Source organism: Pseudomonas juntendi (assembly GCF_021560075.1).
GTDB classification, from domain to species: domain Bacteria; phylum Pseudomonadota; class Gammaproteobacteria; order Pseudomonadales; family Pseudomonadaceae; genus Aquipseudomonas; species Aquipseudomonas juntendi.
In genome coordinates this window covers 3,684,041-3,710,560 of the sequence record NZ_CP091088.1, presented here as the reverse complement: position 1 = coordinate 3,710,560, position 26,520 = coordinate 3,684,041, and the positions used below count along the sequence as shown (strand labels likewise).

Annotated in this window: 27 protein-coding genes and 2 pseudogenes; 17 read left to right on the top strand and 12 right to left on the bottom strand. The window is 64.2% G+C overall.

The features are described 5' to 3' along the window. Nucleotides 1-31 precede the first annotated feature (31 nt). Nucleotides 32-385, bottom strand: a complete 354-nt coding sequence (locus tag L1P09_RS17215; protein WP_054881293.1) for an EscU/YscU/HrcU family type III secretion system export apparatus switch protein — start codon at nt 383-385, stop codon at nt 32-34. Beyond that, the gene (gene fliK, locus L1P09_RS17210; protein ID WP_054881294.1) at nt 382-1,938 is read right to left on the bottom strand and encodes a flagellar hook-length control protein FliK; all 1,557 of its coding nucleotides are present in this window, start codon (nt 1,936-1,938) and stop codon (nt 382-384) included. Before fliK ends, L1P09_RS17215 begins: the two co-directional genes overlap by 4 nt. A 183-nt stretch (nt 1,939-2,121) precedes the next feature. On the opposite strand from fliK, the gene ccmA reads away from it, so the two are divergent. The 15 genes and pseudogenes from ccmA to L1P09_RS17135 all read left to right on the top strand — a co-directional run. Continuing rightward, complete coding sequence (gene ccmA, locus L1P09_RS17205; protein WP_235767930.1) at nt 2,122-2,754, top strand: cytochrome c biogenesis heme-transporting ATPase CcmA; 633 nt, start codon at nt 2,122-2,124, stop codon at nt 2,752-2,754. Next, on the top strand, nt 2,742-3,419 hold the full coding sequence (ccmB, locus tag L1P09_RS17200) for a heme exporter protein CcmB (RefSeq protein ID WP_009681931.1): 678 nt from the start codon (nt 2,742-2,744) through the stop codon (nt 3,417-3,419). Before ccmA ends, ccmB begins: the two co-directional genes overlap by 13 nt. Nucleotides 3,420-3,465: 46 nt before the next feature. Further along, nucleotides 3,466-4,233 (top strand): heme ABC transporter permease, encoded by a 768-nt coding sequence (locus tag L1P09_RS17195; protein WP_054881296.1) that lies wholly within the window; start codon nt 3,466-3,468, stop codon nt 4,231-4,233. Beyond that, complete coding sequence (gene ccmD / locus L1P09_RS17190; protein ID WP_009681933.1) at nt 4,230-4,406, top strand: heme exporter protein CcmD; 177 nt, start codon at nt 4,230-4,232, stop codon at nt 4,404-4,406. Before L1P09_RS17195 ends, ccmD begins: the two co-directional genes overlap by 4 nt. Next, nucleotides 4,403-4,858, top strand: a complete 456-nt coding sequence (gene ccmE, locus L1P09_RS17185; protein ID WP_009681934.1) for a cytochrome c maturation protein CcmE — start codon at nt 4,403-4,405, stop codon at nt 4,856-4,858. Before ccmD ends, ccmE begins: the two co-directional genes overlap by 4 nt. An 11-nt stretch (nt 4,859-4,869) precedes the next feature. Further along, nucleotides 4,870-6,843, top strand: a complete 1,974-nt coding sequence (locus L1P09_RS17180) for a heme lyase CcmF/NrfE family subunit (protein WP_172828403.1) — start codon at nt 4,870-4,872, stop codon at nt 6,841-6,843. Continuing rightward, the gene (locus tag L1P09_RS17175) at nt 6,840-7,376 is read left to right on the top strand and encodes a DsbE family thiol:disulfide interchange protein (protein ID WP_054881297.1); all 537 of its coding nucleotides are present in this window, start codon (nt 6,840-6,842) and stop codon (nt 7,374-7,376) included. Before L1P09_RS17180 ends, L1P09_RS17175 begins: the two co-directional genes overlap by 4 nt. After that, nucleotides 7,373-7,849 carry a cytochrome c-type biogenesis protein gene (locus tag L1P09_RS17170; RefSeq protein WP_054881298.1) on the top strand — a complete coding sequence of 159 codons (477 nt, stop codon included), beginning with the start codon at nt 7,373-7,375 and terminating at the stop codon, nt 7,847-7,849. Before L1P09_RS17175 ends, L1P09_RS17170 begins: the two co-directional genes overlap by 4 nt. Further along, nucleotides 7,842-9,038 carry a c-type cytochrome biogenesis protein CcmI gene (gene ccmI / locus L1P09_RS17165; RefSeq protein ID WP_235767929.1) on the top strand — a complete coding sequence of 399 codons (1,197 nt, stop codon included), beginning with the start codon at nt 7,842-7,844 and terminating at the stop codon, nt 9,036-9,038. The genes L1P09_RS17170 and ccmI overlap by 8 nt, the downstream gene beginning before the upstream one ends. Before the next feature lie 12 nt (nt 9,039-9,050). Next, nucleotides 9,051-9,467 (top strand): hypothetical protein, encoded by a 417-nt coding sequence (locus L1P09_RS17160; protein ID WP_054881300.1) that lies wholly within the window; start codon nt 9,051-9,053, stop codon nt 9,465-9,467. 119 nt (nt 9,468-9,586) lie between these two features. Then, nucleotides 9,587-9,742, top strand: a pseudogene (locus L1P09_RS17155) (2-hydroxyacid dehydrogenase); the annotation flags it as partial. A gap of 104 nt (nt 9,743-9,846) precedes the next feature. Then, nucleotides 9,847-10,635: a PhzF family phenazine biosynthesis protein gene (locus L1P09_RS17150; RefSeq protein WP_054881302.1), complete on the top strand. Its 789-nt coding sequence runs from the start codon at nt 9,847-9,849 to the stop codon at nt 10,633-10,635. A gap of 164 nt (nt 10,636-10,799) precedes the next feature. Beyond that, on the top strand, nt 10,800-11,207 hold the full coding sequence (locus L1P09_RS17145) for a GFA family protein (protein WP_235768970.1): 408 nt from the start codon (nt 10,800-10,802) through the stop codon (nt 11,205-11,207). 145 nt (nt 11,208-11,352) lie between these two features. Then, entirely contained in the window at nt 11,353-11,691 is a 339-nt protein-coding gene (locus L1P09_RS17140; protein WP_009681945.1) for an FKBP-type peptidyl-prolyl cis-trans isomerase, read from the top strand. Between the two features lie 10 nt (nt 11,692-11,701). Continuing rightward, nucleotides 11,702-11,806, top strand: a pseudogene (locus L1P09_RS17135) (histidine phosphatase family protein); the annotation flags it as partial. 178 nt (nt 11,807-11,984) lie between these two features. Here the strand turns inward: L1P09_RS17135 and L1P09_RS17130 are convergent. The 3 genes from L1P09_RS17130 to L1P09_RS17120 form a co-directional block, all read right to left on the bottom strand. After that, the gene (locus tag L1P09_RS17130; protein WP_110677377.1) at nt 11,985-12,713 is read right to left on the bottom strand and encodes an aspartate/glutamate racemase family protein; all 729 of its coding nucleotides are present in this window, start codon (nt 12,711-12,713) and stop codon (nt 11,985-11,987) included. 16 nt (nt 12,714-12,729) lie between these two features. Beyond that, nucleotides 12,730-14,262 (bottom strand): NCS1 family nucleobase:cation symporter-1, encoded by a 1,533-nt coding sequence (locus L1P09_RS17125; RefSeq protein WP_054881305.1) that lies wholly within the window; start codon nt 14,260-14,262, stop codon nt 12,730-12,732. A 469-nt stretch (nt 14,263-14,731) separates the two neighbouring features. Continuing rightward, a complete protein-coding gene (locus L1P09_RS17120) occupies nt 14,732-15,181 on the bottom strand; it encodes an Lrp/AsnC family transcriptional regulator (protein ID WP_009681949.1) in 450 nt (149 codons plus the stop codon). 133 nt (nt 15,182-15,314) lie between these two features. On the opposite strand from L1P09_RS17120, the gene L1P09_RS17115 reads away from it, so the two are divergent. Together L1P09_RS17115 and L1P09_RS17110 are read left to right on the top strand one after the other, a co-directional pair. Then, nucleotides 15,315-16,214, top strand: coding sequence for a DMT family transporter (locus tag L1P09_RS17115; protein WP_232892638.1), 900 nt, complete (start codon nt 15,315-15,317; stop codon nt 16,212-16,214). Between the two features lie 136 nt (nt 16,215-16,350). Beyond that, a complete protein-coding gene (locus L1P09_RS17110; RefSeq protein ID WP_054881307.1) occupies nt 16,351-17,277 on the top strand; it encodes a class I SAM-dependent methyltransferase in 927 nt (308 codons plus the stop codon). Between the two features lie 119 nt (nt 17,278-17,396). Here the strand turns inward: L1P09_RS17110 and L1P09_RS17105 are convergent, their stop codons facing one another. From L1P09_RS17105 to L1P09_RS17075, 7 genes are all read right to left on the bottom strand, one after another. Further along, nucleotides 17,397-19,421, bottom strand: a complete 2,025-nt coding sequence (locus L1P09_RS17105; protein ID WP_054881308.1) for a mechanosensitive ion channel family protein — start codon at nt 19,419-19,421, stop codon at nt 17,397-17,399. A gap of 146 nt (nt 19,422-19,567) precedes the next feature. Continuing rightward, a complete protein-coding gene (locus L1P09_RS17100; protein ID WP_235767928.1) occupies nt 19,568-20,569 on the bottom strand; it encodes a sulfate ABC transporter substrate-binding protein in 1,002 nt (333 codons plus the stop codon). Between the two features lie 220 nt (nt 20,570-20,789). After that, entirely contained in the window at nt 20,790-21,611 is an 822-nt protein-coding gene (locus L1P09_RS17095; protein WP_054881310.1) for an ion transporter, read from the bottom strand. A 44-nt stretch (nt 21,612-21,655) separates the two neighbouring features. Then, on the bottom strand, nt 21,656-22,528 hold the full coding sequence (locus L1P09_RS17090) for an urea transporter (protein ID WP_235767927.1): 873 nt from the start codon (nt 22,526-22,528) through the stop codon (nt 21,656-21,658). A 185-nt stretch (nt 22,529-22,713) separates the two neighbouring features. Next, on the bottom strand, nt 22,714-24,129 hold the full coding sequence (gene pyk, locus L1P09_RS17085) for a pyruvate kinase (protein ID WP_054881312.1): 1,416 nt from the start codon (nt 24,127-24,129) through the stop codon (nt 22,714-22,716). Further along, nucleotides 24,126-25,400 carry a glycerate kinase type-2 family protein gene (locus L1P09_RS17080; RefSeq protein WP_054890196.1) on the bottom strand — a complete coding sequence of 425 codons (1,275 nt, stop codon included), beginning with the start codon at nt 25,398-25,400 and terminating at the stop codon, nt 24,126-24,128. Before L1P09_RS17080 ends, pyk begins: the two co-directional genes overlap by 4 nt. Nucleotides 25,401-25,573: 173 nt before the next feature. Further along, nucleotides 25,574-26,467: a 2-hydroxy-3-oxopropionate reductase gene (locus L1P09_RS17075; RefSeq protein WP_054881313.1), complete on the bottom strand. Its 894-nt coding sequence runs from the start codon at nt 26,465-26,467 to the stop codon at nt 25,574-25,576. Nucleotides 26,468-26,520 lie beyond the last annotated feature (53 nt).

Here is a 26,520-nt window from a genome sequence, read left to right as displayed (position 1 = left end):
CAGGGTAGCCAGCGGGCACACCGGTCAAGTGCTAATTAATGCTGTCATCCCCTGGCAGCACGTTCATCGGCGAAGGCGCAGGGGTAATGTCGCGCTCGCCCGGCGGTTCGTCGTCGAAGCCCACGGGCACCTTGCCACGCAGTTGCCAGGCAAAGGCGATGATTTCGGCGATGGTCAGGTACAGCGCCTCAGGGATCTGCTCGCCCAGTTCCAGGCGCGCCAGCAAGCGTACGAGTTCGGCGTTTTCATAGATCGGAACCTCGTGCTCGCGGGCCAGGGCCAGTATGGCCTCGGCTACGCTGTCGTCACCTTTGGCCGTCAGGCTCGGCGCCTGCTGGCCATCGTAGCTCAAGGCAATGGCCTGGCGGGGTTGTTGGTCGTTCATGCGTTTTCGTCCACCCAGCGTTGTTCTACTCGGGTACGGGGCCCTTGCGGTGGGATGCCCGCGCGGCATTCCAGGTCGCCGACCTCCAGGCCGCGGGCAAGCAAGCGTTCGCGCAGGCTGCCCAGCTGGCTGTCGATCAGGCGCGCCGTCGGCTCGCGCTCGGCCCACAGCTGGCCCGACAGCTGCCCTTGATTCAACTGGGCCTGGACCTGCATGGGGCCCAGCGGGGGCAGGTCGAAAGCCAGGTCGATACGCCAAAGGGCTCGCAGCGAGTCTGCTGCTTCCTTTTCACGATCGGCCTGCTGGCGCGGCGTTTCTTCGCGCTGCAGTTTGACCTGCAAGGGAATGAACTCCTGGCCGTGGCGAATCGGCACTTCGGTTTGCCACGTGGTCTGCAGGTTGCCGTTTTCCAGTGTGCCGCTTTGTTGCAGGCTGCTCATGGCGTGGCTCTGCAGGCGGGAAATGGCCGCAGCGGCCAGGCGCAGCAGCTGTTGCAGGTCGCCTTCGTCTTCCAGCGCATTCAGCAACCGCGACGGCAGCGGGAATGCCCCGGGCTGTGGCTTGGGGCTGACCCGTTCGAGCAGGCCCAGGGCTCCGCGTGCCACGGCGGGCATGGTCACGGCCAGGCTGTCCGGAGCCAGGCTTGGCGTGCCGGGCGGCAGGTTCGGTGCCTGCGCCACCAGCCGCAGCAGGTGGGCCTTGAGGTCGGTGGCGACAGCGGCTGGGTAGCCCCCCAGCAATTTTGCTTCAAGGAAGGCGCCGCTGTTGCCCAGGGCTTGTGCCACGCCTTTGGCGTCCGCCAGTTGCCGTACGTCCGGCAGGCCGGCCAGCAGGCGTTCGGCGCTGGCGCGCAGGTCGCCAGGGGCATCGGCGCTGCGGGTGAGCTGCTGCAGCGCGTCGAGCAGGCCGGACAGCGAGGCCTGGCGGTTCTGTTGGGTCATTAGCTGCTGAGCGATGCTCAGTTGGTCCTGCCTGCCGCTCAGTGGTACGAAGCGCAGTGACTGATCACCTTGCACCAGCGCGCTGAGCAGGCTGCCAACCGCCAGCGGGCGCGGGCTGTCGACGCTCAGGGTGGCGCCGGCCTGGGCGCTGTTGAGCAAACTGATCAGTGCCCGATAGACCGGCGCCTGCCCAGGCGCCTGGGCCAATGCCTGGTTGGTCAGGACCTTGCCTTGCAGGAGCGTGCCGACAGGTACCTCGCGGGTATCCAGGCGGGTCAGGGTGGCGACCTGGCTGGCTGTGGCCTGCTGCAATAAAATGGCCAGGCGATTGCCTTCGGTCTGGCTGACGGTAACCTGGCTACCTGGGGCCAGGGGTTGGCCGGCGCTGGCCTGCAGTTGGGTCTGTGCGCCGTTGGCCTGGACCAGCCGCAGGAGCAGCTGGAACTCCTGGCCGCTCTGGCGCAACGCCAGCACTTGGGCTTGCGCGGTTTCGCCGGGCGCCAGCAAACCAGGCTGGGGCTGGACCAGGCGCAGGACCTCGCCGGTCATGGCCGCCTTGGTGGCTTGGTTGCCAAGCGCAGTTTGTGCGCCGAGACTATTGATTTCAGTCATGATTGTATACAACCTGTCGGACCCGGCCTCTTGGCAGCGCAGCGGCGCGTGCAATAATGCCGACCGCCCGTGGTTGCCAGTATAACGGCAGCGCACCGGGCGACTTGAGACACGGGCTTCAGGTTGGCTCGCCTGCAAACCAGGCAACACCGACCTGAGGCCCTCTACACATAAGGCGAAACCGTGACCTTCCACCTCCAAGCCGCAGGCCTGGCCTGCGAGCGCGACTGGCGCCTGCTGTTCGAGCAACTCGATTTCGAACTGGGCGCGGGCGACATGCTGCAGATCAGTGGGCCCAACGGCAGTGGCAAGACCAGCCTGCTGCGCCTGTTGGCCGGGCTGATGCAGCCAACCGCCGGGCAGATTCTGCTGGGGGGCAAGCCGTTGGTTGAGCAGCGTCATGCCATGGCCAGCCTCCTGCTATGGATTGGCCATGCCGCCGGCATCAAGGACCTGCTGACCGCCGAGGAAAACCTCACCTGGCTGTGCGCCCTGTATCAACCGGCCAGCCGCGACGCTATCTGGGCGGCGCTGGCGGCGGTGGGCCTGCGCGGGTTCGAAGACGTGCCTTGCCACACCCTGTCGGCCGGCCAGCAGCGCCGCGTGGCCCTGGCCCGCTTGCACCTGGCCGGGCCGCCGCTGTGGATTCTCGATGAGCCGTTCACCGCCCTCGACAAGCAAGGCGTGGCGCAACTGGAAGCACACCTGGCGGCGCACTGCGAGCAAGGCGGCACCGTCGTGCTGACCACCCACCATACGCTGACGCGCAAGCCAGGCGGTTACCGTGAACTGAACCTGGGGCAATGGGCGGCATGAGCGTATTCATCCTGTTGCTGCGCCGTGAAGCGCGCCTGTTGTTCCGGCGCCCGGCCGAATTGGCCAACCCGCTGGTGTTCTTCGCCATCGTCGTTGCCCTGTTCCCGCTGGCGGTTGGCCCCGAGAGCCAATTGTTGCAAACCTTGTCGCCGGGCCTGGTGTGGGTGGCCGCGTTGCTGGCGGTGCTGCTGTCGCTGGACGGCCTGTTCCGCAGTGATTTCGAGGACGGCTCGCTGGAGCAGTGGGTGCTGTCGCCGCACCCGCTGGCGCTGCTGGTGCTGGCCAAGGTGCTGGCGCACTGGATCTTTTCCGGGCTGGCGCTGGTATTGTTGGCGCCGCTGCTGGCCTTGATGCTCGGCTTGCCCGGCCATTGCCTGCCGGTGCTGCTTGCTTCACTGCTGCTGGGTACGCCAGTGCTGAGCTTGCTGGGTGCGGTAGGCGCGGCGCTGACCGTTGGCCTCAAGCGCGGTGGTTTGTTACTGGCGTTGCTGATTTTGCCGTTGTATATCCCTGTATTGATCCTGGGCAGTGGTGCGTTGCAAGCGGCGTTGCAGAATATGCCGGCAACCGGCCATTTGCTCTGGCTCGCCAGCCTCACCGCCCTGGCCGTGACCCTGGCACCCTTTGCGATAGCGGCCGGGCTGAAGATCAGCGTCGGCGAATAACGAGTCCCGGGCTCTCAAGCCCGGCAAATACCCTGGATGTACCCTGATGAAAATAAGCTGGACGTGGTTCCACAAGCTGGGCTCCCCGAAATGGTTCTATGCCATCAGCGGCCGCATGCTCCCATGGCTGGCCTCTGCCGCCGTGCTTCTGCTGCTGGTCGGCATCACCTGGGGCCTGGCCTTCGCCCCCCAGGACTACCAGCAAGGCAACAGCTTCCGCATCATCTATATCCACGTGCCGGCGGCGATGCTGGCGCAGTCCTGCTATGTGCTGCTGGCCGTGGCCGGGGTGGTGGGGCTGGTGTGGAAGATGAAGCTGGCCGATGTCGCCCTGCAATGTGCCGCCCCGATCGGCGCCTGGATGACCGCGGTGGCGCTGGTCACCGGTGCCATCTGGGGCAAGCCGACCTGGGGCAGTTGGTGGGTGTGGGATGCCCGACTTACGTCCATGCTTATCCTGCTGTTCCTGTACTTCGGCATTATTGCGCTGGGCCAGGCGATCAGTAATCGTGACAGCGCAGCCAAAGCCTGTGCGGTGCTGGCGATCGTCGGCGTGGTGAACATCCCGATCATCAAGTACTCGGTGGAGTGGTGGAACACGCTGCACCAGGGCGCCACCTTCACCCTCACCGAAAAACCGGCGATGCCGGCAGAAATGTGGCTGCCGCTGCTGTGCACGGCGCTGGGTTTCTACTGCTTCTTCGGCGCTGTGCTGCTGCTGCGCATGCGCCTGGAAGTGTTAAAGCGCGAGGCGCGCGCCAGTTGGGTCAAGGACGAAGTCTTGAACAGCCTTGGGCGGAGGGCCGCACCATGAGCTTTGCCACCTTCGGCGAATTCCTTGCCATGGGCCACCACGGCCTGTACGTGTGGTCCGCCTATGGCATCTGCCTGGTGGTGCTGGCGCTGAATGTCGCCGCGCCGCTGCTGGCTCGCCGTCGCTACCTGCAAGAAGAGGCGCGCCGTTTGCGCCGGGAGAACAACCAGTGAATCCGCAGCGCAAGAAACGCCTGTTGCTCATCGCCGGCCTGTTGGTCGGCGTCGGGGTTGCCGTCGGCTTTGCCTTGAGCGCACTGCAGCAGAACATCAACCTGTTCTATACCCCCACTCAAATTGCCAATGGCGAAGCGCCGCTGGACACCCGTATCCGCGCGGGCGGCATGGTCGAGAAAGGCTCTGTGCAACGCTCGTCCGACTCGCTGGACGTACGCTTCGTGGTCACCGACTTCAACAAATCGGTGCCAATCACCTACCGCGGCATTCTGCCCGACCTGTTCCGCGAAGGGCAGGGCATCGTCGCCCTGGGCAAGCTCAATGACCAGGGCGTGGTGGTAGCCGATGAAGTCCTGGCCAAGCATGACGAGAAATATATGCCGCCCGAGGTTACCAAGGCCCTCAAGGAAAGCGGCCAGGCAGCCGCTGGCGGGGGGAGCAAGCCATGAACGCCGCACTGGTGATACCTGAACTGGGCCAGCTGGCGATGATCCTGGCCATCTGCTTTGCAGCTGTGCAGGCCAGCGTGCCGCTGCTTGGCGCCTGGCGCGGCGACAGCCTGTGGATGAGCCTGGCACGGCCTGCGGCCTGGGGGCAGTTCGCGTTCCTGGCGTTCGCCTTCGCCTGCCTGACCCACGCCTTCATGACCGACAACTTTTCGGTGGCCTACGTGGCCAGCAACTCCAACAGCGCCTTGCCGTGGTACTACAAGTTCAGCGCCGTGTGGGGCGCCCACGAAGGCTCTTTGCTGTTGTGGGCGCTGATTCTCGGTGGCTGGACCTTTGCCGTGTCGGTGTTCTCGCGGCAGTTGCCGCAGGTGATGCTGGCCCGCGTGCTGGCAGTGATGGGCATGATCAGCGTAGGTTTCCTGAGCTTTCTGATCATCACCTCCAACCCGTTCCAGCGCATGCTGCCGCAGGTGCCGACCGACGGCCGCGACCTCAACCCGCTGCTGCAGGACTTCGGCCTGATCGTGCACCCGCCCATGCTGTACATGGGCTACGTGGGCTTCTCGGTGGCCTTTGCCTTCGCCATCGCCGCCTTGCTCGGTGGCCGCCTGGATGCCGCCTGGGCGCGCTGGTCGCGGCCATGGACCATCGTCGCCTGGGCGTTTCTGGGGGTGGGCATTACCCTGGGCTCATGGTGGGCCTACTATGAACTGGGCTGGGGTGGCTGGTGGTTCTGGGACCCGGTGGAAAACGCCTCGTTCATGCCCTGGCTGGTGGGCACTGCGCTGATCCACTCGCTGGCGGTGACCGAAAAGCGCGGGGTGTTCAAGAGCTGGACCGTGCTCCTGGCGATTGCCGCGTTCTCGCTGAGCCTGCTGGGCACCTTCCTGGTGCGTTCCGGCGTGCTGACCTCGGTGCACGCGTTTGCCGCAGACCCGTCGCGGGGCATTTTCATCCTGATCTTCCTGCTGTTCGTGGTCGGGGGGTCGCTGACCTTGTTCGCCCTGCGCGCGCCGGTGGTCAAAAGCCAGGTGGGCTTTGCCCTGTGGTCGCGGGAAACACTGCTGCTGGCCAATAACCTGGTGCTGGTGGTGGCGGCATCCATGATCCTGCTCGGCACCCTTTACCCCCTGGTGCTCGATGCCCTTACCGGGGCCAAGTTGTCGGTGGGCCCACCGTATTTCAATGCGTTGTTCCTGCCGTTGATGGCGCTGCTGATGGTGGTGTTGAGCATTGGCGTGGTGGTGCGCTGGAAGGACACCCCGGGCAAATGGCTGGTGAGCATGATGAGCCCGGTGCTGGTGGGCAGCGCCATCCTTGCACCGCTGGCCGGCCTGATCGTCGATGACTTCGACTGGCCGACGCTGACTGCCTTCGCCCTGGCTGCCTGGGTGGTGCTCGGCGGGCTGCGTGACATCCTCGACAAGACGCGCCACAAGGGGCTGGTCAAGGGCCTGCCGGGGCTGGGCCGCAGTTACTGGGGCATGCAGCTGGCGCACCTGGGCCTGGCGGTGTGCGCGCTGGGCGTGGTGTTGTCGAGCAACAACAGCGCCGAACGCGACCTGCGCATGGCGCCGGGCGAGAGCGTCGAGTTGGGTGGCTACCACTTCCTGTTCGAAGGTGCCAAGCACTTCGAAGGGCCCAACTTCATCTCCGACAAAGGCACGATCGTGGTCAGCCGCGATGGCCGGGCTGTGACCACCCTGCACCCGGAAAAACGCCTGTACACCGTGCAGCAGTCGATGATGACCGAAGCCGGCATCGATGCCGGCTTCACCCGCGACCTGTACGTGGCCCTCGGCGAGCCGCTGGAGAACGGCGCCTGGGCGGTGCGCGTGCATATCAAGCCTTATGTCCGCTGGATCTGGCTGGGCGGTCTGTTGACTGGCCTGGGCGGGTTGCTGGCGGCCCTCGACCGGCGCTACCGCGTCAAGGTCAAGACCCGGGTGCGTGAAGCCCTGGGCGTGTCTGGAGCAGCTGCATGAAGCGTTGGATCATGGTAGTGCCCCTGGCAGTGTTCCTGCTGGTGGCGGTGTTTCTCTACAAGGGCCTGTTCCTCAAGCCAGACGAGCTGCCCTCGGCAATGATCGGCAAAGCGTTCCCGGCGTTTTCCCTGGCCTCGACCCAGGGCGACCGTACCCTGACCGAGGCTGACCTGCACGGCCGCCCGGCACTGGTCAACGTGTGGGCCACCTGGTGCCCGTCGTGCAAGGTGGAGCACCCGTACCTGAACCAGCTGGCGCAGCAGGGCGTGGTGATTCACGGGGTCAACTACAAGGACGACAACGCCGCAGCGCGCAAATGGCTGGCCGATTTCCACAACCCCTACCAGCTGGACATCCGTGACGAGCAGGGCAGCCTGGGCCTGGACCTGGGGGTGTACGGCGCGCCGGAAACATTCCTGATCGATGCCAAGGGCATCATCCGCTACAAGCATGTGGGCATCGTCGATGCCACGGTGTGGCGTGAGCAGCTGGCGCCGCTGTATCAGGGCCTGGTCGACGAGGCCACACCATGAGGCGTTGGCTGGCAGCGGTGCTGCTAGGCATGAGCCTGGCCAGTGTAGCCAAGGCGGCCATCGATACCTACCAGTTCCGCGACGAGGCAGAGCGCCAGCGTTACCAGGCGTTGACCAAGGAACTGCGCTGCCCCAAGTGCCAGAACCAGGACATTGCCGACTCCAACGCCCCCATCGCTGCCGACCTGCGCCGGGAGATCTTCCGCATGCTGGGCGAGGGCAAGAGCAACCAGCAGATCGTGGACTTCATGGTCGACCGCTATGGCGATTTCGTGCGCTACAAGCCGGCGCTCAGTGGTCGCACCTGGCTGCTGTGGTTCGGCCCAGGGCTGCTGCTGGTGGGCGGGTTCGTGGTGTTGGCGCTGATCGTGCGCCGGCGCCGTGGCAGTGCCACGCCAGGCACCGATGCATTGTCTGCTGAAGAACGCGAGCGTCTCGCCAAACTGCTGGAAAAAGAACCGACCCATGATTGAATTCTGGCTTAGCGCGGGCCTGTTGTTGCTCGCTGCCCTCAGCTTCCTGCTGATTCCGGTCCTGCGTGGCCGTCGTCGCCAACAGGAAGAAGACCGTACCGCCCTGAACGTGGCCTTGTATCAGGAGCGGGTCGCCGAACTGGCTGCGCAGCAGGCTGCCGGGGTACTGGACGCAGCGCAGTTGGCCCAGGGCCGCGACGAAGCCGCCCGTGAGCTGCTGGCCGACACCGAGGGCGCTGACGCCCCGCGCCAAGGCCACCTGGGCAAGGCACTCCCCCTGCTGGCCGCGGTGTTGGTGCCGGTGCTGGCGTTGGGGTTGTACCTGCATTTCGGCGCAGCCGACAAGGTGGCCCTGACCCAGGAGTTTGCCCAGGCGCCGAAGTCGATGGAGGAAATGACCACGCGCCTGGAGCGTGTGGTACAAGCCCAGCCAGACTCGGCCGAAGCCGTGTACTTCCTCGGCCGTGCCTACATGGCCGAGCAGCGCCCGGCAGATGCTGCGCGTACCTTTGAACGTGCCGTGGCCCTGGCCGGGCGTCAGCCAGAGCTGCTGGGGCAGTGGGCGCAAGCCCTGTATTTTGCTGCTGACAAACAGTGGAGCCCGCAGCTGCAGGCCCTCACCGACGAAGCCTTGAAGGCCGACCCCAACGAAGTTACCAGCCTGGGGCTGCGCGGTATCGCCGCTTTCGAAGGCGAGCGTTACCAGCAAGCCATCGATTACTGGCAGCGTTTGCTGGCGCAGTTGCCCGAGGGCGATGCATCGCGTGCGGCATTGCAAGGCGGCATCGACCGCGCTGCCGAGCGCCTGGGCAGCTCGCCGGCGCGGGCGAACGAACCCGCGCCGGTCGCTGCGCGCCTGAAGGTGCGGGTGGAACTGGCGGCGGCGTTGCGGGACAAGGTCAAGCCGGACGACACGGTGTTCATCTTCGCCCGCGCCAGCAATGGCCCACCGATGCCGTTGGCGGCCAAGCGGGTGACAGTGGCGCAGTTGCCGATCGAGGTGGAGCTGTCTGATGCGGACGCGATGATGCCGCAGATGAAACTGTCCGACTTTGCCGAAGTCCAACTGATGGCACGTGTGTCGCGTGCTGGCCAGCCGACCCAAGGTGAGTGGATCGGCCAAGGTGCACCCCTGTCCAGCGCGACTAAGGCTACCCAACACCTGACCATCGACAGCCCCGATCCGTAAGAGAGCAATGCCATGCACAGCGCCGTCCGCCTGACCCTGATTACCCTGGCCCTGGGTTTGTCTGCGTGTACGACGCAGCAGCCCTACGAGCACCCCGAGCCGCCGATAGAGCGGGTGCCGCCCCAGGGGCCGGTGGTCAAGCCATTGCCCGGCGGCCAGCCTTCTACCCAGCCAGGCAAGCCGGCGGCCATTCCCAAGCCGATGCCGCGCACCTCGGCCAGCTTCGCGCCACCGCCGGGTGGTGCCAGCCACTGGGATCCGAAACTGGGCGTCTATGTGCTGGATAAACAACCCAACACGTTCTACCGGCAGCGCACCTACTACCGCTTCGACAATGGTTGGAGCTGGTCGCTGAGCCCGAATGGCCCTTGGCAGGAAACCGACAGCAGCGGGGTGCCAGGTGGGTTGGGGCGTGCATTCGCGCAGTAGCGCTTTTCCAAGACCCACGCTCCGCCGGGGTACCCGTACAGTACAGTTCAACCCGCAAATAGCGATTGACTGTACTGTAGTGTGAGTCCGCATAATGCCTCTTCGCGTACGGAGGTGGCATGCACAAGACAGTCCTGGTACTGGCGGAAACCGTCGATGATTACCTGCCTTTGCTGGAGCAGGCCGGTTACCGACTGATCCGTGCCCCATCACCCCAACAGCGGGCTGATGCCATTGGGCGCCACGCCAAACACACCCAGGCCCTGGTGCTGCGCAAGCTGCAGACATTCTTTGCCGGTGAGCCGGTATTGACGCCGGTACGCCCGTAACCCTATTCAGACATCTGCCTGGCAGCGCCCAGGCAACAAGGAGCGTGTGCATGCAACTCGAGATCTTCCAGGTCGATGCCTTTTCCGCTGAGCCGTTCGGCGGCAACCCGGCAGCGGTGATTCCCCTGCAAAGCTGGCTGCCGGACGATGTACTGCAACGCATTGCCGAAGAGAACAACCTGTCGGAAACCGCCTATTTCGTGCGCAATGGCGAAACCTACGACCTGCGCTGGTTCACCCCGGCCGTGGAAGTCGACCTGTGCGGCCACGCCACCTTGGCCTCGGCCTACGTGCTGTTCGAACAACTGGGCGAGCAGGCGCAGGTGCTGCGTTTCAATACCCGCAGTGGCGAACTGCGCGTCAGCCGCGGTGCGGACGGCCTGTTGGCCATGGACTTCCCGGCCAAGCAGCCACTCGCCGAAGACATGCCGCAGGGCCTGCTGCAAGCGCTGGGCCTGAGCCAGGCGCAGGCGCTGTACCGCAGTGACGACTATGTGGTGGTGATCGATGACGCATTGCTGCTCGATACCCTGAAGCCAGACTTCGTTGCACTGTCGGCCTTCGATGTGCGCGGCATTGCCGTGACTGCAGCAGGGCGTGGTTTTGATTTTGTCACCCGCTGGTTCGGCCCCAACGTGGGTGTGAACGAAGACCCGGTGACGGGTTCGGCGCATACCTCGCTCGCGCCAGTGTGGGCCGAGCGGCTGGGCAAGCAGGTGCTGGCGTGCGAGCAGGGCGGGGCGCGCAAAGGGCAGTTGCTGTGTGAAGTACCGGGTAATGGCCGGGTGATCATCAGCGGGCGGGCGGCGTTGTACCTGCGCGGAACTGTCTATATTTAACAGGCTGACACCGTCTGCCTGTAGGAGCGGCCTTGTGTCGCGATCGGGCCGCAACGCGGCCCCTCGATTTTCGCGTTGATGCGTCAATCCGGGGGCTGCTTTGCAGCCCGATCGCGACACAAGGCCGCTCCCACATGGCCCAACCCCTGTTCAAGGAGCCAGCCATGGCCCTGGAAAAACACGGCACCTGCCTGTGCGGCGCCACCCGGCTTACCGTCACCGTCGACAATACCCACATCAGCGCCTGCCATTGCAGCATGTGCCGCAAGTGGACCGGTGGCCCGCTGCTGGTGGTTGATTGCAGCAAGCCCCCGTTGATCGAGGGGCGTACACCCAGCGTTTATGACTCGTCGGACTGGGCACAGCGTGCTTTTTGTGGCCAGTGCGGCACGCACTTGTACTACCGGCTCAAGGCCAACGACTTCCATGCCATACCGGTCGGCCTGCTCGAGGGCGACCAGGACTGGGATTTCAACATGCAGATTTTCGTCGAAGAGAAACCCGCCTGGTACTGCTTCGCCAACCATACCAAGGAACTGACCGGCGAGGAAGTCTTCGAGCAGAACAGCTGATTCAGGCCTGCGCCAGCAGCCACTCGGCAAACATTTGGGCGGTGTGCTGTGGTCGAAGCGCCAGCACGAAACACCACGCGCGCTTGCCAAACCGGTGCATTCCTGAGAAAAGGGCGGCTTTGTTTTCAAGCGTTGGAGTATGCCCGTGAGCCAAGAACTGCAGATCATCGAACTGGTCGAGGGGGACGGCAAAGCCGCCGTCAAAGGCGCCCTGATCACTACCCAGTACACCGGCTGGCTGGCCGATGGCAGTGAGTTCGATTCGTCCTGGTCGCGCGGCAAGCCGTTCCAGTGCGTGATCGGCACCGGCCGGGTGATCAAGGGCTGGGACCTGGGCCTGATGGGCATGCGCGTGGGCGGCAAACGCAAGCTGCTGGTACCGGCGCACCTGGGCTATGGCGAGCGCAGTGTGGGGGCGATTCCGCCGAATTCGGCCCTGACCTTCGAGATCGAGTTGCTGGAAGTGCTGACGCGGGATGATTGAGCGGCCGTGGACGCTGGTGTTCCTGCGCCATGCCGAGAAACCGGGCGAGGGCTTGGGCCAGTTGAACTGCCAGGGCCTCAACCGTGCGCTGGACCTGGCCACGCTGCTGCCCGACATGAGGGTTTTAGTCCTTGGCTGTGGCAGTGCAGCGGTTGGCCCGGGTGATGTGTTGGCCTGTGCCGGCCTCTTCGCGGGCACGCCCGCTCCCACAAGATAACCACAAGCCTGAAGGCTGTGGGGGCCCTGTGGGAGCGGGCGTGCCCGCGAAGAGGCCGGTACTGGCAACTAAAGGACTAGCGGCCGAACCGCATCGGCCAACCCACCACCTTCTTCACCCGCGGCGTGGCATAGGTGCGCACCTTGGAGGTACTCAACCCCATGCGCACCAGCGACTCGGCAATGGTCACCGCCGCACTCACCCCATCCACCACCGGCACCCCGGTACGCTGGCGGATCTGCTCGTCCAGCCCGGCCATGCCGCCGCAACCCAGGCAAATCACCTCGGCCTTGTCTTCGCGTACGGCGCGTTCGGCCTGCTCCACAATCGCCTGCACAGCACGCTGTGGGTCGGCTTCCAGCTCCAGTACCGCCAGCCCGCTGGCCCGCACCGAGGCGCAGCGGTCATACAGGCCAGAAAGCTTCAGGCGGTCTTCGATCAGCGGTACGGTCCGGTCCAGGGTCGTTACCACCGAATAAGCATGGCCCAGGTACATTGCCGTGCTGGCAGCGGCATCGGTGATGTCTACCACCGGCACATTCAGCAGCTCCTGCAGGCCTTCGCGGCCGTGTTCGCCATAACCGGCCTGGATCACGGCGTCGTAGGGGCCCTCGTAGGCCAGTACCCGGTCCATCACCGCAATGGCTGCCAGGTAGCTTTCGAAATTGCCTTCCACCGATTCGGCGCCGAACCAGGGGGTGAGGCCGACGATTTCGGTGCCGGGCGCGGCTACCGTACGGGCCTGTTCGGCGATGGCCTCGGTGATGGCTGCGGTGGTGTTGACGTTGGCGATCAGAATACGCATGGGCAGTCTTCCCTGATTAATGGCTGCTGTGGTCGACGGCGATGCACTCGCCGCTGACATCGTGGTACTGGCGGTTGCGCGGCGCGATCAGCAGGTAGAGGGCGGCGGCGATGCCGGCTCCTATCAGCCAGGAAAACGGCGCCACACTGTGGAAGTTGGGCACCAGGGCCAGCACGATGGCCAGCAGTGCGGCCGGCACGAACGCGGCCACGGCGCGCAGGTTGATGCCTTTGCTGTAGTGGTAGGCGCCGGCCGGGTCTTCGCTGTACAGCTGCGGCACGTTGATGCAGCCTTTGCGCAGCAGCCAGTAGTCGGACATGATCACCCCGTACAGCGGGCCGAGCAGGGCGCCCAGCCCCGACAGGAAGTACACGATCACCAGCGGGCTGTTGTACAGGTTCCACGGCAGGATCAGCACCGCCACGGTGGCGCTGATCAGCCCGGCACGGCGGAAGTTCAGGTGGCGCGGCGCCAGGTTGCTGAGCACGAAGGCCGGGGCGACGAAGTTGGCCATGATATTGACCGCCACGGTGACGATCAGGAATGCCAGGCAGCCCAGTACCAGGAAGGGAGTGCTGGGAATGGCCGCGACGATTTGCGTGGGGCTGTCGATGACCTGCCCGTTGATCTGGAATTGCGCACCGCAAAGCACCACGGTGATCACCGCGAACACCAGGATGTTCACCGGCAGCCCCCAGAAATTGCCGACGCGGATGGTCTTGCGGCATGGCGAGGAGCGGGCGAAGTCGCAGAAGTTCAGTACCAGGGTGCCGTAGATCGCCAGCCACAGGGCGCCGCCGGCGAAGATGTTGCGCCACATCTCGTAGCCGGTCAGGGGCTCGGCCACCGACCAGGCGATACGCGCGTCAGCCTGGGCGTACATGAACACCGCCAGCGCTGCCACGGTCAGCAAAATCACCGGGCCAGCGAAGCCTTCGTAGCGGCGTACCATTTCCATGCCGTAGGCAAGAATCACCAGCTGCACCAGCCAGATCGCCACGAAACACACCCAGCCCAGGCTCGACAGGCCAAGAATGCTGTCGTGATCGTAGGCGGCCATGTGCGGCCATACGGCGGTAAGCAGTACCCGCAGCACGACCGAGGCCAGGTAAGTCTGAATGCCGAACCAGGCGATGGCGATGATCGCCCGGATCAGCGCCGGAAGCTGTGCACCATGGATACCGAAGGCGATGCGGCTGATGACCGGGAACGGCACCCCGGTTTTTTGCCCCATGTAACCGGACAAGTTCATGAAGAAGTACACCAGCGCGGCGCCAATGGCCAACGACAACAGAATTTGCCAGCCACCGAGGCCGAGGGCGAACAAGCCCATGGCGAATGAATAGTTGGCAATGTTGTGCACATCGTTGGTCCACAACGCGAAGATGCTATAGCCACCCCAACGCCGGCCTTCGCTTCGCGTGGGGGCAAGGTCGCGGTTATGCAGGCGTGGGCTCAAGGCCAGTTCGGGGTGCTGGCCGGCAAGGGTGGAATTGGGGTGGGTGCTGACGACGGATTGTTCAGGGGCAAGATCGAGGCTGCTACTCATTCCGGCGGGCTCCTGATGCACATGGACTGCGATGAGCGGGCATGCGCACGGGCTCGCCATCTCGTCGATGCAGCGTTGGCATCACAGGGTTGTAGGTGCGGCGGCCGGTAATGGGTCGGCGCCGCAAGTTATTGTGTATTTATGTTTTGCTTAAGTTGTATACAAAACATAAGCACACAAAAGCCATTTCTGTGCCAGATAGAATCCAGTTCTTGGTGGTGGATTTTTTAGGATTGAGTCAGGTGTGGGATAACTAGCTGAAATACAGGCGTTATAAATTGACCATTTGAACAAGTTTATTTTTTGGTTTGCAGGATAACTTGATCAATTGGTCAAAATTAGTTGTTGTGGGGGTGTAACTTATTGGGGCGCCGCTTGGAGAACTGCACACAAAAATGGCACTTAAGGTGACATTCTTGTGTACAAAAAATAGTCAGTCGTTCCCTTTCCCTGCTGGCCGGCCCCTCAGTCAGGGTTGTACTGGCCCCATCGGCGGCAACCGCCGTTTGACCGGGCTCTTCTTGATGATTGCGGTGTTGGTCTCGGCCAACACATTGATGCGGTCTAGCAGGGTGTCCAGTTGCTCCATCGAGCGCACATGCAGCCTGGCGATGAAGCAGTCCTCGCCGGTGACCTTGTCGCACTCGGTGAATTCGGGGATGGCAATGATCTGCCGCTCGACTTCCTGCAATTGCCCGGGCAGTGGGCGGATACGCACGATGGCTTGCAACTGGTAGCCGAAGGCTCGTGGGTCGACATTGACCGTGTACCCGCGCAACACGCCACGTTCCTCCAGCCGGCGCAAACGCTCGCCGACGCTGGGGGCAGACAGCCCACTTACCTGCGCCAGGGCCTTGAGCGAGCGGCGTGAGTCCTCCATCAGCGCGTTGATCAACAGTTGGTCGATGGCGTCGGTCATGTGCACCTCAAAGGGTAGGTCGCGGAATTTGCCTTGATAGTAAAGGCAAAACTATGGCTTTGCCTTGCTAATCGGCTGGAAGGTTGCACGGGGCCCCCTGCATACTGGTGCCATCGACGAGAGGAGGTGTGGGATGGACAATTCATTGCGCCGGGGGTCGCTGGAAATGGTAGCGGCCATGCTGATTTCCGGGACCATCGGCGGGTTCGTGCTGGCGTCCGGCCTGCCGGTACTGGAGGTGGTGTTCTGGCGCTGCGTGTTCGGTGCCGTGACCTTGCTGGTCATCTGTGCCGCGTTCGGCTTTCTGCGCCCCGGCGTGATCAGCCGCCCGGCACTGCTGCTGGCGATGGCCAGCGGCGTGGCCATCGTCGGCAACTGGTTGCTGTTGTTTGCCTCGTATTCGCGGGCGTCGATTGCCATCGGTACCGCGGTGTACAACGTGCAGCCGTTCATGCTGGTGGGCTTGGCGGCGTTGTTTCTGGGTGAAAAAATCACCTTGGCCAAGCTGAGCTGGCTGAGCGTGGCGTTCCTCGGCATGCTGGCCATCGTCAGTGCCCATGGCGCCGCGCAGGGGGGGGGCGAGGACTACCTGCTGGGCATTGCCCTGGCGCTGGGTGCGGCGCTGCTGTACGCAATCGCGGCATTGATCATCAAGCGGCTCAGCGGTACGCCGCCGCATCTGATCGCGTTGGTCCAGGTGAGCACCGGCGTGGTGTTGCTGGCACCCTGGGCCAAGCTGGGCGGGCTGCCGGGTGAAATGCCGGCGCTGGCCAGTTTGCTGACATTGGGGGTTGTGCACACCGGCCTGATGTATGTGTTGCTGTACAGCGCCATCCAGCGCTTGCCCACGGCGTTGACCGGGGCGTTGTCATTCATCTACCCCATTGCAGCGATCCTGGTCGACTGGGTGGCCTTCGACCACCGCTTGACGCCGCTGCAATGGCTGGGGGTGGCGTTGATCCTGCTGGCGGCGGCAGGGATGCAGCAGGGGTGGTGGTTCAGACCCAAGCCGTTGGTTATCAAGGGCCATTGAGGTCGCTTCGCGCCCCATCGCAGGCAAGCCAGCTCCCCCAGGTACTGCACAGGGCTTGAAATTTATGCGGTAGCTGGTTTGCCTGCGAAGCGGCCTCAGCGGGTAGAATGCCGCTTTTGCCAGCCTGCGACCTGTCATGACATCCCCAATCGCCACCCTCGAGCAACACCTGCTCGCCGCCCTCGACCCTGCCCCGCAGGAAACCCGCCGCCTGTTCCACGGCCGCGGCCGCTGCTGGGTAGGCCTGGAGCAGATCACGGTCGATTGGCTGCAGGGGGTGCTGTCGGTCGCCCTGTTCCGCGAACCGCCCGAAGGCCAGCTGGCCGAGCTGGAGACGATGTTGCGCAACCTGGCCGAGCGCCCACTGTGGACCGGCCAGGCCATCATCATCCAGCACCGCTACCTGCCTGACAGCCCGGGCCAGTGGTTGCTGGGCGAACCCTGCCAGCAACGCGAAGTGGTCGAGGACGGCCTGACCTACCTGCTGGACCTGGGCGTGCGGCAGAACAACGGTCTGTTCCTCGATATGCGCTATGGCCGCCGCTGGGTGCGTGAGCAGGCGGCGGGCAAGCGGGTACTGAACCTGTTCGCCTACACCTGCGGCTTCTCGGTGGCAGCGGTGGCCGGTGGGGCCGAGCAGGTGGTGAACCTGGACATGGCCAAGTCGGCCCTGGCGCGCGGCCGGGACAACCACCGCCTCAATGGTCACGACGCCTCGCGGGTAGCCTACCTGGGGCATGAGCTGTTCAAGTCCTGGGGCAAGGTACGCAAGTACGGCCCTTATGACCTGATCATCATCGACCCGCCGACTTTCCAGCGCGGCAGCTTCGTGCTGACCCAGGATTACGCGAAGATCCTGCGGCGTTTGCCGGAGTTGTTGAGCGCGGGTGGGACGGTGCTGGCGTGCGTGAACGACCCGGGGCTCGGGCCGGAGTTTTTGATCGAGGGGATGGCCGAGCAGGCGCCCTCGCTGGGGTTTGTCGAGCGGCTGGAAAACCCGCCGGAGTTTCCGGATGTGGACCCGGCGGGCGGGCTCAAGGCTTTGGTATTCCGCCAGGTGTGATGTTGCTTGTGGCGGCCCATTCGCGGGCTTGCCCGCTCCCACAGGTACTCCACAGCATTAGGATGTGTGGTGATCCTGTGGGAGCGGGCAAGCCCGCGAAGAGGCCGGTAGTGGCAACGTCAAGCCCCCAGAGCCTGCACCGGCAGCGGATACACCTGGGCAAAACTCACATTCTCAGTCTGGTCCACCCGCTTCTTCAGCCGTTCGTTGAACGCCCGGCTCACCGCATACTGCCCACCGGAAATGGTGCGGAACTGCGCCGTCAGGACAAACCCGTTCAAGTCCATGCGGTCCACACCGAAGACCTGCAGCGGCCCCTGCAAGTTGATGCGCAGCAGGGGGTCTTCGCTGATCGACTGGCCTACCTCATGAATCAGCGCCAGTGACGCGTCCACATCACTGTCATAGGTGAACTGCACCGAAAAGAACGCATAGGCGAACTGCCGTGACTGGTTGGTAACCGCCTTGATCTGGCCAAACGGCACCGAATGCACGAAGCCCTTGCCATCGCGCAGGCGCAGGGTGCGGATGGTCAGGCTTTCTACGGTTCCGGCATGGCCGGAGTCCAGCACTACCCAGTCGCCGATGGAAATGGTGTCTTCGATCAGGATGAACAACCCGGTAATCACATCCTGGACCAGTTGCTGCGAGCCGAAGCCGATGGCCAGGCCGATCACCCCGGCACCGGCCAGCAGCGGCGCTACGTTGATGCCCAGGTTGGCCATGGTGGTGATGGTGCAGATCACGATCAGGATCACTTTGATGGCGTTGCGCAGCATCGGCAGAATGGTCCGCACCCGCGTGCTTGGCTGGCGCGCATTGCGGCGCCCGGCAGCTGGCTTGAGCGCTTCCTGGATCGCCGTATCGAGCACCACCCACAGCAGCCAGGTGACCAACAGGATCAGGCCGATGCTCGACAGCGAGTTGCTGATCGCCTGGCCCAGGCGGTTGCTGAGGGCGAAGTCGATCACCGAGAACCCCCAGATGCGCCCCAGCAGCTCGATGAAGGCCACTGCCATGGCAATGCGCAGCAGGGCGTGGGCGAGGCTGCGCAGCAGTTCCTTGTAGGGCCGCACCCGCTGCGCCGGGTCGCTTTCGCGGGGGGCCAGCAAGTGTTGCAGCAAGGTGCTGAGGAACAGCGTCGAGACCAATAGCACGGTGGTCAGCAGCGCGTTCTGCAGGGCTTTCTGGCTTTCGGCACCGGCACCTACCAGGTTGACTGCCGAGACCAGGATCATCAGCAGGATTGGCAGGTACCACAGTGTCGAGAAAATGCGCAGGGTTTCCTGCACGGCGCGGTGTTGTACCCGGTCCTTGTACGCGCGGTTGCGGATCAAGTGGGCGACCGGGCGCCGCAGGCGGATCACCAGGCTGGCGAAGATGAAGGTGGCAGTCAGGCCGGTGACCACCGCGACGCTGGCGGTGATGTTGCCGCCAAGCTGGCGGGCGATCTGCGGGCTGGTCAGGGCGTCGCTCCAGGCGGCAAGGAAGCCGATGAGGAACAGCGGCCGTGGTGCCAGGCGCTTGATCACCGCCACGGCAGGGCGTTTATGGCCAGCGTCGAACAGGGTGATCAGGCAGAGGATGATCGACGTCGAGAACAGCCCGCTGCTGGTCGCATAGGCCAGGCTCAGGCCAAGCGCGCGTGCCACGGAGGGGTCGAGGAAGCGGCTCACATAGAGCGTCACGGGCAGGCTGGCCAGGGCTGGCAAGGTGTAGGGCAACAGGTACCCCAGCAGGCCACTGACGCGTTTGTGCTCGCGCAGCCAAGGGCGGCGCGACACCCGTTTGGCGACCCAGCGCCCACCACCGCCAAGCAGGCCGAACGCGGCCCCCCAGGTGAGGGTCAGGAGCAGGAAGTTGCTCGCCAGGTGCAGTGAGTCACTGGCCGAATGGCGGTCGACCAGGCGCTCCACTTCCTGGGCGGCGCGGTCGGTGCGCAGGCGCCAGGCGTCAACCAGGTGGGCGTCGAGGTCCATCTGCCGGGCAGCGCTGTCCAGGCCATCGGCCAGGGCGCCCAGCAGGCCGCCTTGCAAGACCGGCTCGGGTTCGGCGGGTTGGTCCTCGCTGGGGGCGGGGTCGGCAGCCAGCAGGTGAGTGCTCAACAGGCAGCCGAGCAGCAGGGTGGAGAGGAAACGCAGCACTGGAGTACTCCTTGGGCCGGGGTGAGCGGGGCAGGGTTACTCAAGAAACGGAGGCTGCAGGGGTGGGAAAGTTCGATTTGGGTGTGTTGTACGGCCTGGCCTGTTCGCGGTTGACGCTGCGAACAGGCCAGGCCCGCATGAATCGATTACTGCTTGTCGGTATAGATCTGGTCGAACACGCCACCGTCGTTGAAGTGGGTCTTCTGCACGGTGCGCCAGTCACCAAAGGTCTTTTCCACCGACAGGAAGTCGACTTTCGGGAAGCGGTCGGTGTACTTGGCCAGCACGGTTGCATCGCGTGGGCGCAGGTAGTTGTTGGCGGCAATCTCCTGGGCCTCTGGCGACCACAGGTACTTGAGGTATTCCTCGGCCACGGTCTGGGTGCCTTTCCTGGCCACCACCTTGTCGACCACACTCACCGGTGGCTCGGCCTCGGCCGACACGCTCGGGTAGACCACCTCGAACTGGTCGCGGCCAAACTCGCGGGCGATCATTTCGGCTTCGTTTTCGAAGGTCACCAGCACGTCGCCGATCTGGTTGGTCATGAACGTGGTGGTCGCGGCCCGGCCGCCGGTGTCCAGCACCGGGGCCTGTTTGAACAGCTTGCCAACGAAGTCCTTGGCCTTGGCTTCGTCACCGCCCTGCTTGAGCACGTAGCCCCAGGCCGACAGGTACGTGTAGCGGCCATTGCCCGAGGTTTTCGGGTTGGGCACGATCACCTGCACGCCGTCCTTGAGCAGGTCGGGCCAGTCTTTCAGGGCTTTAGGGTTGCCCTTGCGCACGATGAAGACGGTGGCCGAGGTGAACGGCGCGCTGTTGTTCGGCAGCCGGGTGACCCAGTTGTCCGGCACCAGCTTGCCATTGTCGACCAGGGCGTTGATGTCGGTGGCCATGTTCATGGTGATGACGTCGGCCGGCAGGCCATCGATCACCGCACGCGCCTGCTTGCTGGAGCCGCCGAAGGACATTTGCACGTTGACCTTCTCGTTGTGCTCGGCCTGCCAGTGTTTCTGGAAGGCTGGGTTGTAGTCCTTGTAGAAGTCGCGCATCACGTCGTAGGAGACGTTGAGCAGGGTAGGGGCGGCCTGGGCGATGTTGCCCAAGGCCAGGCCTGCGGCGAGCAGCGAGGCGGTGAAGAGTCTTTTCACGTTGCTTCCTTGTACTTGGCGGTGATCGAGGCAGATTGCCAGCGACTATAGCGGGTGGATTTGTGCGGGTTAAAGAACAAAAAATGCTTTGGTTATGCCGTTGCCTGCTCTGGCCCTTTCGCGGGCATGCCCGCTCCCACAGGGTGGACCCCACACAGTCAAGGCCTGTGGTGATCCTGTGGGAGCGGGCGCGCCCGCGAAAGGGCCAGTACAGGCAACATCAAAGCTTGGGAAACAACCCATTCCCACAGCGAGAGCAAAACGCCGCCCCATGCTCATGTGTCTTCTTGCTGCAAGTCGGGCAATCATGCTGCAACTGCTCCCCACGCATTGCATTCGCCAGTTCGGCGGTAAAGATCCCGGTCGGCACGGCAATGATCGAATAACCGATGATCATCACCATAGACGAAATTACCTGCCCCAAGGGCGTCTTCGGCACGATGTCGCCAAAGCCCACGGTGGTCAGGGTGACGATCGCCCAGTAGATGCCCTTGGGAATGCTGGTGAAACCGTGCTCCGGCCCTTCGATCACATACATCAGCGTGCCGAACACCGTGACCAGGGTCGATACCGTGACCAGGAACACGATGATCTTCTGCTTGCTACCGCGCAGCGCGTCGATCAGGTAATGGGCCTGCTTGAGGTACGGGCTGAGCTTGAGTACGCGGAAGATCCGCAGCATGCGGATGACGCGGACGATCAACAGGTATTGGGCGTCGCTGTAATAAAGCGCGATGATCCCCGGGACGATCGCCAGTAAATCGACCAGCCCATAGAAACTGAAGGCATAGCGCAGCGGCTTGGGCGAGCAGTACAGGCGGGTGAGGTACTCGGCCAGGAAGATCGCGGTAAAGCCCCATTCGATACCGGCCAGCAGGCCGGCGTAGCCCTGGTGGACTTCGTCGATGCTGTCGAGGATCACTGTGACCAGGCTGGCCAGGATTATCAGCAGCAGGATTTTGTCGAAGCGCCTGCCAGCGACGGTGTCGGTCTGGAAGACCATGATGTAAAGCCGCTCGCGCAGGCTTGCAGGGTTGTTCATTGGCTCATTCCGTAGTGCGATGGGCTGAGCCTAGGGGCTGTGTTTCAGCTGTGCAAGCGGCTGGCGTCGCGCTGCTTGGGCTGGGCCAGCTGGCAGCCCAGGTGCATCAGCCAGCAGGCGGCGACGAAGGGTGCGGTGAGGCCGGGCAGCGGCAACAGCTTGAACAGTGATTGCAACAGCAACGCCAGGGCAATTGCCAGCAGTGTGACCCATGGCTTTTCACCTTGCCTGCTGAAGGCCAGCGCCGCCAGCGCGGCGTTGAAGCCAGCCAGACCCATCCACGCTGCTTGCGCCTGGTCTGTGAGCAGCGCCATGCCGCCCCCGATGGCCGAGCCAATTACCGCCCACATCGCCGCATAGGGTTGGGCGATGAACATGCCGACGATGATCAGCAACCCGGCCAACGGCTGGTCGAGCAGGAAGATCTGCCCTATGCCGCGGGCCAGGGCGTACACCGGTTCGGCTTCGACGAAGCCGGTCATCGAGGGTTCGGCGAGCAACAGCGTGCCCCAGCCCAACAGCACGAACGGCGCGGTATAGGCAACCAGCAGCTTGCCGCCGCGCTTGCGCCACTGGTGGGTAATGATGCTGGACAGGCCGCCAGCGGCAATGATCAAGGGCGGCAGGATGGCCGACCAGGGCAGCACGGCGCTGATCAGGATGCCGATGAGTACGCCGTTGTAGCAGTACAGCCCGGCCTGACGGTCGGCACGGTCGTAGCCGCGGCGCTGGGCAGTGAGCAGGCCGGCGAGGGCACCGAGCAGGGCGCCGCCGAACAGGTCGGGCGCAGTCAGCAGGATGGCCAGCAGGCAGCACAGGCCGCACAGGGGGTTGCGCAGCAGCAGCACCTGGCTGAAGCCGTTGAGTAACGCCGTGGCCCAGTCGGGGCACGGGTTGGCGAAATGTTTGCTGTACATGGGGCAGTCAGTGAGGTGGATGGGGAGCGGTGGGCCTCTTTGGGCCTCGGTTTTCCGCGATTCTTTGCTTCACCACCGACCCTGTGGGAGCGGGCTTGCCCGCGAAAGGGCCAGCAGGGTCAACGAAGTTGCCTGGACTGACGCATTCGCGGGCACGCCCGCTCCCCCAGGGGCTATGCAGTGGCTTAGATCAGTGTTTCGATCCGCAGCGTGTTGGTCGACCCAGGTTTGCCGAACGGCACCCCGGCAGTGATCAGCAGTGTGTCGCCCCGGCTGGCCATGCCTTGTGCCTGGGCAATTTCCAGGGCCGTGGAGACCACCTCATCCACCTGGCGCAGGCGGTCATTGACCACCGAGTGCACACCCCAGGCCACGCTCAGGCGCCGCGCGGTGTTCAGGTTGGGTGTAAGGTTGAGGATCGGTGCCCGTGGCCGTTCACGCGAAGCGCGCAGGGTGGAGGCGCCCGACTCGCTGTAGTTGACCAGCACCGCCACCGGGAGGATGCCGCTGATACGGCGGATCGCGCAGCTGATGGCGTCCGACACGGTGGCTTCGGCCTTGGGCCGGCCGACGTCGAGCTGCGCCTGGTAGTCCGGGCCGTTCTCGACCTGGCGGATGATCTTGCTCATCATCTGCACAGCCTCCAGCGGGTAATCCCCCGAGGCGGTTTCGGCCGACAGCATCACCGCGTCGGCACCCTCGGCCACGGCGTTGGCCACGTCGGTGACTTCGGCACGGGTCGGTGCCGGCGAGAAACGCATCGATTCGAGCATCTGCGTGGCCACCACCACTGGCTTGCCCAGCTGGCGGCAGGTGCCAATGATGCGCTTCTGGATCTGCGGCACGCTTTCGGCCGGCACTTCCACGCCCAGGTCCCCGCGGGCCACCATGATGGCGTCGGCCAGTTCGGCGATGGCTTGCAGGTGCTCGACTGCCGACGGTTTTTCGATTTTGGCCATCAGGTAGGCGCGGCCGCCAATCAGCTGGCGCGCTTCAACGATGTCCTCAGGGCGCTGCACGAACGACAGGGCGACCCAGTCCACGCCCAGCTCCAGGCCAAAGGCCAGGTCGCGGCGGTCTTTTTCGGTGAGCGGCGAGAGGTCGAGCACCGCTTGCGGTACGTTGACACCCTTGCGGTCCGACAGCTCGCCACCGTTCAGCACTTCGGTGTCGATTGCGTCGCTGTGCTTGGCGGTTACCCGCAGGCGCAGCTTGCCGTCGTCCAGCAGCAGGTCCATGCCTGGCTCCAGGGCGGCGATGATCTCGGGGTGCGGCAGGTTGACCCGGCGGTTATCGCCCGGGGTGTTGTCCAGGTCCAGGCGCAGGGCCTGGCCGCGTTGCAGCTGGACCTTGCCTTCGGCAAAGCGGCCTACCCGTAGCTTGGGCCCTTGCAGGTCCATGAGAATACCCAGGGGGTAGTTCAACTGCTGCTCGACTTCGCGGATCCACTGGTAGCGCAGGGCGTGGTCGGCGTGTTCGCCGTGGCTGAAATTGAGGCGGAAGATGTTCACCCCCGCTTCGACCAGTTGGCGGATGTCGTCGATGCCTTCGATCGCCGGGCCGAGGGTGGCGAGGATCTTCACTTTTTTATCAGGCGTCATGATTGGGCAGTCTCGAGGATCAGGATGGCGCGGAAGTCGTTGACGTTGGTGCGGGTCGGCTCGGTGACGATCAGTGCGTCCAGCGCGGCGAAGTAGCCATAGCCGTTGTTGTTGTCCAGCTCATCGCTGGCCGACAGGCCCAGGGCTTCGGCGCTGGCGTAACTGGCCGGGGTCATGAAGGCGCCGGCGTTTTCTTCCGAGCCGTCAATACCGTCGGTGTCACCGGCCAAGGCGTACACGCCCGGCAGCCCTTTCAGGCTTTCGGTGAGGCTGAGCAGGAACTCGGCATTGCGCCCGCCACGGCCATTGCCGCGCACGGTCACGGTGGTTTCGCCACCGGACAGGATCACGCAGGGCGCCTTCAGCGGCTGGCCGTGCAGCACGATCTGCCGGGCGATGCCGGCATGCACCTTGGCCACTTCGCGCGATTCGCCTTCCAGGTCGCCGAGGATCAGCGGGCTGAAGCCTGCCTGGCGCGCTTTGACTGCGGCGGCTTCCAGCGACTGCTGGGGCTTGGCAATCAGCTGGAAGTGGCTGCGGGCCAGGGCCGGGTCGTCGGCCTTGACGGTTTCCGAGGCCGGGTTGTTGAGCCAGTCGATCACCGCTTTTGGCGCTTCGATGTTGTAGCGCTTGAGAATGGCCAGGGCATCGGCCGAGGTGCTCGGGTCGGCCACGGTGGGGCCGGAAGCGATTACCGTGGCGAGGTCGCCGGGTACATCGGAGATGGCATAGGTGTAGACCGTGGCCGGCCAGCAGGCCTTGGCCAGGCGCCCGCCCTTGATCGCCGAGAGGTGCTTGCGCACGCAGTTCATCTCGCCGATGGTGGCGCCGGATTTCAGCAGTGCCTTGTTGATCTGCTGCTTGTCGGCCAGGGTCAGGCCCTCGGCTGGGAGGGCCAGCAGGGCAGAGCCACCGCCGGAGAGCAGGAATATGACGCGGTCTTCTTCATTGAGGTTGCTGACCAGTTCCAGCACGCGCTTGGCCACGGCCAGGCCGGCGGCATCCGGGACCGGGTGGGCGGCTTCGACCACCTCGATCTTCTGGCAGTTGGCGCCGTGGCCGTAACGGGTGACGACCAGGCCGGAGACTTCGCCCTGCCAGCTTTTCTCGACCACTTCGGCCATGGCGGCTGCGGCTTTGCCGGCGCCGATGACGATGACCCGGCCGCTACGGTCGGCGGGCAGGTAGGGTTCGAGAACTTGACGGGGGTGGGCGGCGGCGATGGCTGTGTCGAACAGGTCGCGGAGAATTTTTTGCGGATCGACCGACATGGCAGGCTCCCAATTATTGTTGTTCTGCACAATCAAAAACGCCCCTGGAACTGCCTCCGTGCAGGCCGAACCAGGGGCGGTCTCCACAGCTGCGAGCTGCGAGCTGCAAGCAAAAGCAGATCTGCTCTCGCTTGTCGCTTGTCGCTTGCCACTTGAGGCTCACAGCTTGAAGCTTATTTCTCGTCGCGGATCGAGAAGTTGGCCATGTGCTCCAGGCCCTTGATCAGCGCCGAGTGGTCCCAGTTGCCGCCACCCAGGGCCTGGCAGGTGTTGAACACTTGCTGGGCATTGGAGGTGTTGGGCAGGTTGATGCCCAGCTCCTTGGCGCCTTGCAGGGCCAGGTTCAGGTCCTTCTGGTGCAGGTTGATGCGGAAGCCCGGGTCGAAGGTGCCCTTGATCATGCGCTCGGCATGCACCTCGAGGATCTTCGACGAGGCAAAGCCACCCATCAGCGCTTCACGCACCTTGGCCGGGTCGGCGCCGTTCTTGGCGGCGAACAGCAGCGCTTCGCTGACAGCCTGGATATTCAGGGCGACGATGATCTGGTTGGCCACCTTGGCGGTCTGGCCGTCACCGTTGCCACCCACGCGGGTGATGTTCTTGCCCATGGCCTGGAACAGTGGCAGGGCGCGCTCGAAGGCGTTCGGGCAGCCGCCAACCATGATGCTCAGGGTGGCGGCCTTGGCACCTACTTCGCCACCGGACACCGGGGCGTCCAGGTAGGCGGCGCCGGTGGCCTTGATTTTTTCGGCGAAGGCTTTGGTGGCGGTAGGGGAGATCGAGCTCATGTCGATCACCACCTTGTTCGGGCCCACGCCTTCGGCCACGCCGTTGTCACCGAACAGCACGCTTTCCACTTGTGGGGTGTCCGGCACCATGACGATGATGAACTCGGCTTCCTGGGCCACTTCTTTCGGGTTGGCCAGGGCCACTGCACCGGCGGCGATCAGGTCGGCTGGCGCGGCGTCGTGGTGGGTGGAAACGAAAATGCTGTGCCCTGCTTTTTGCAGGTTCTGGGCCATGGGCTTGCCCATGATGCCGGTGCCGATGAAACCGATTTTAGCCATGAGAATATGCCTCTTTGTATTTGTGGTGTCTCAAGCTGTGGGAGCGGGCATGC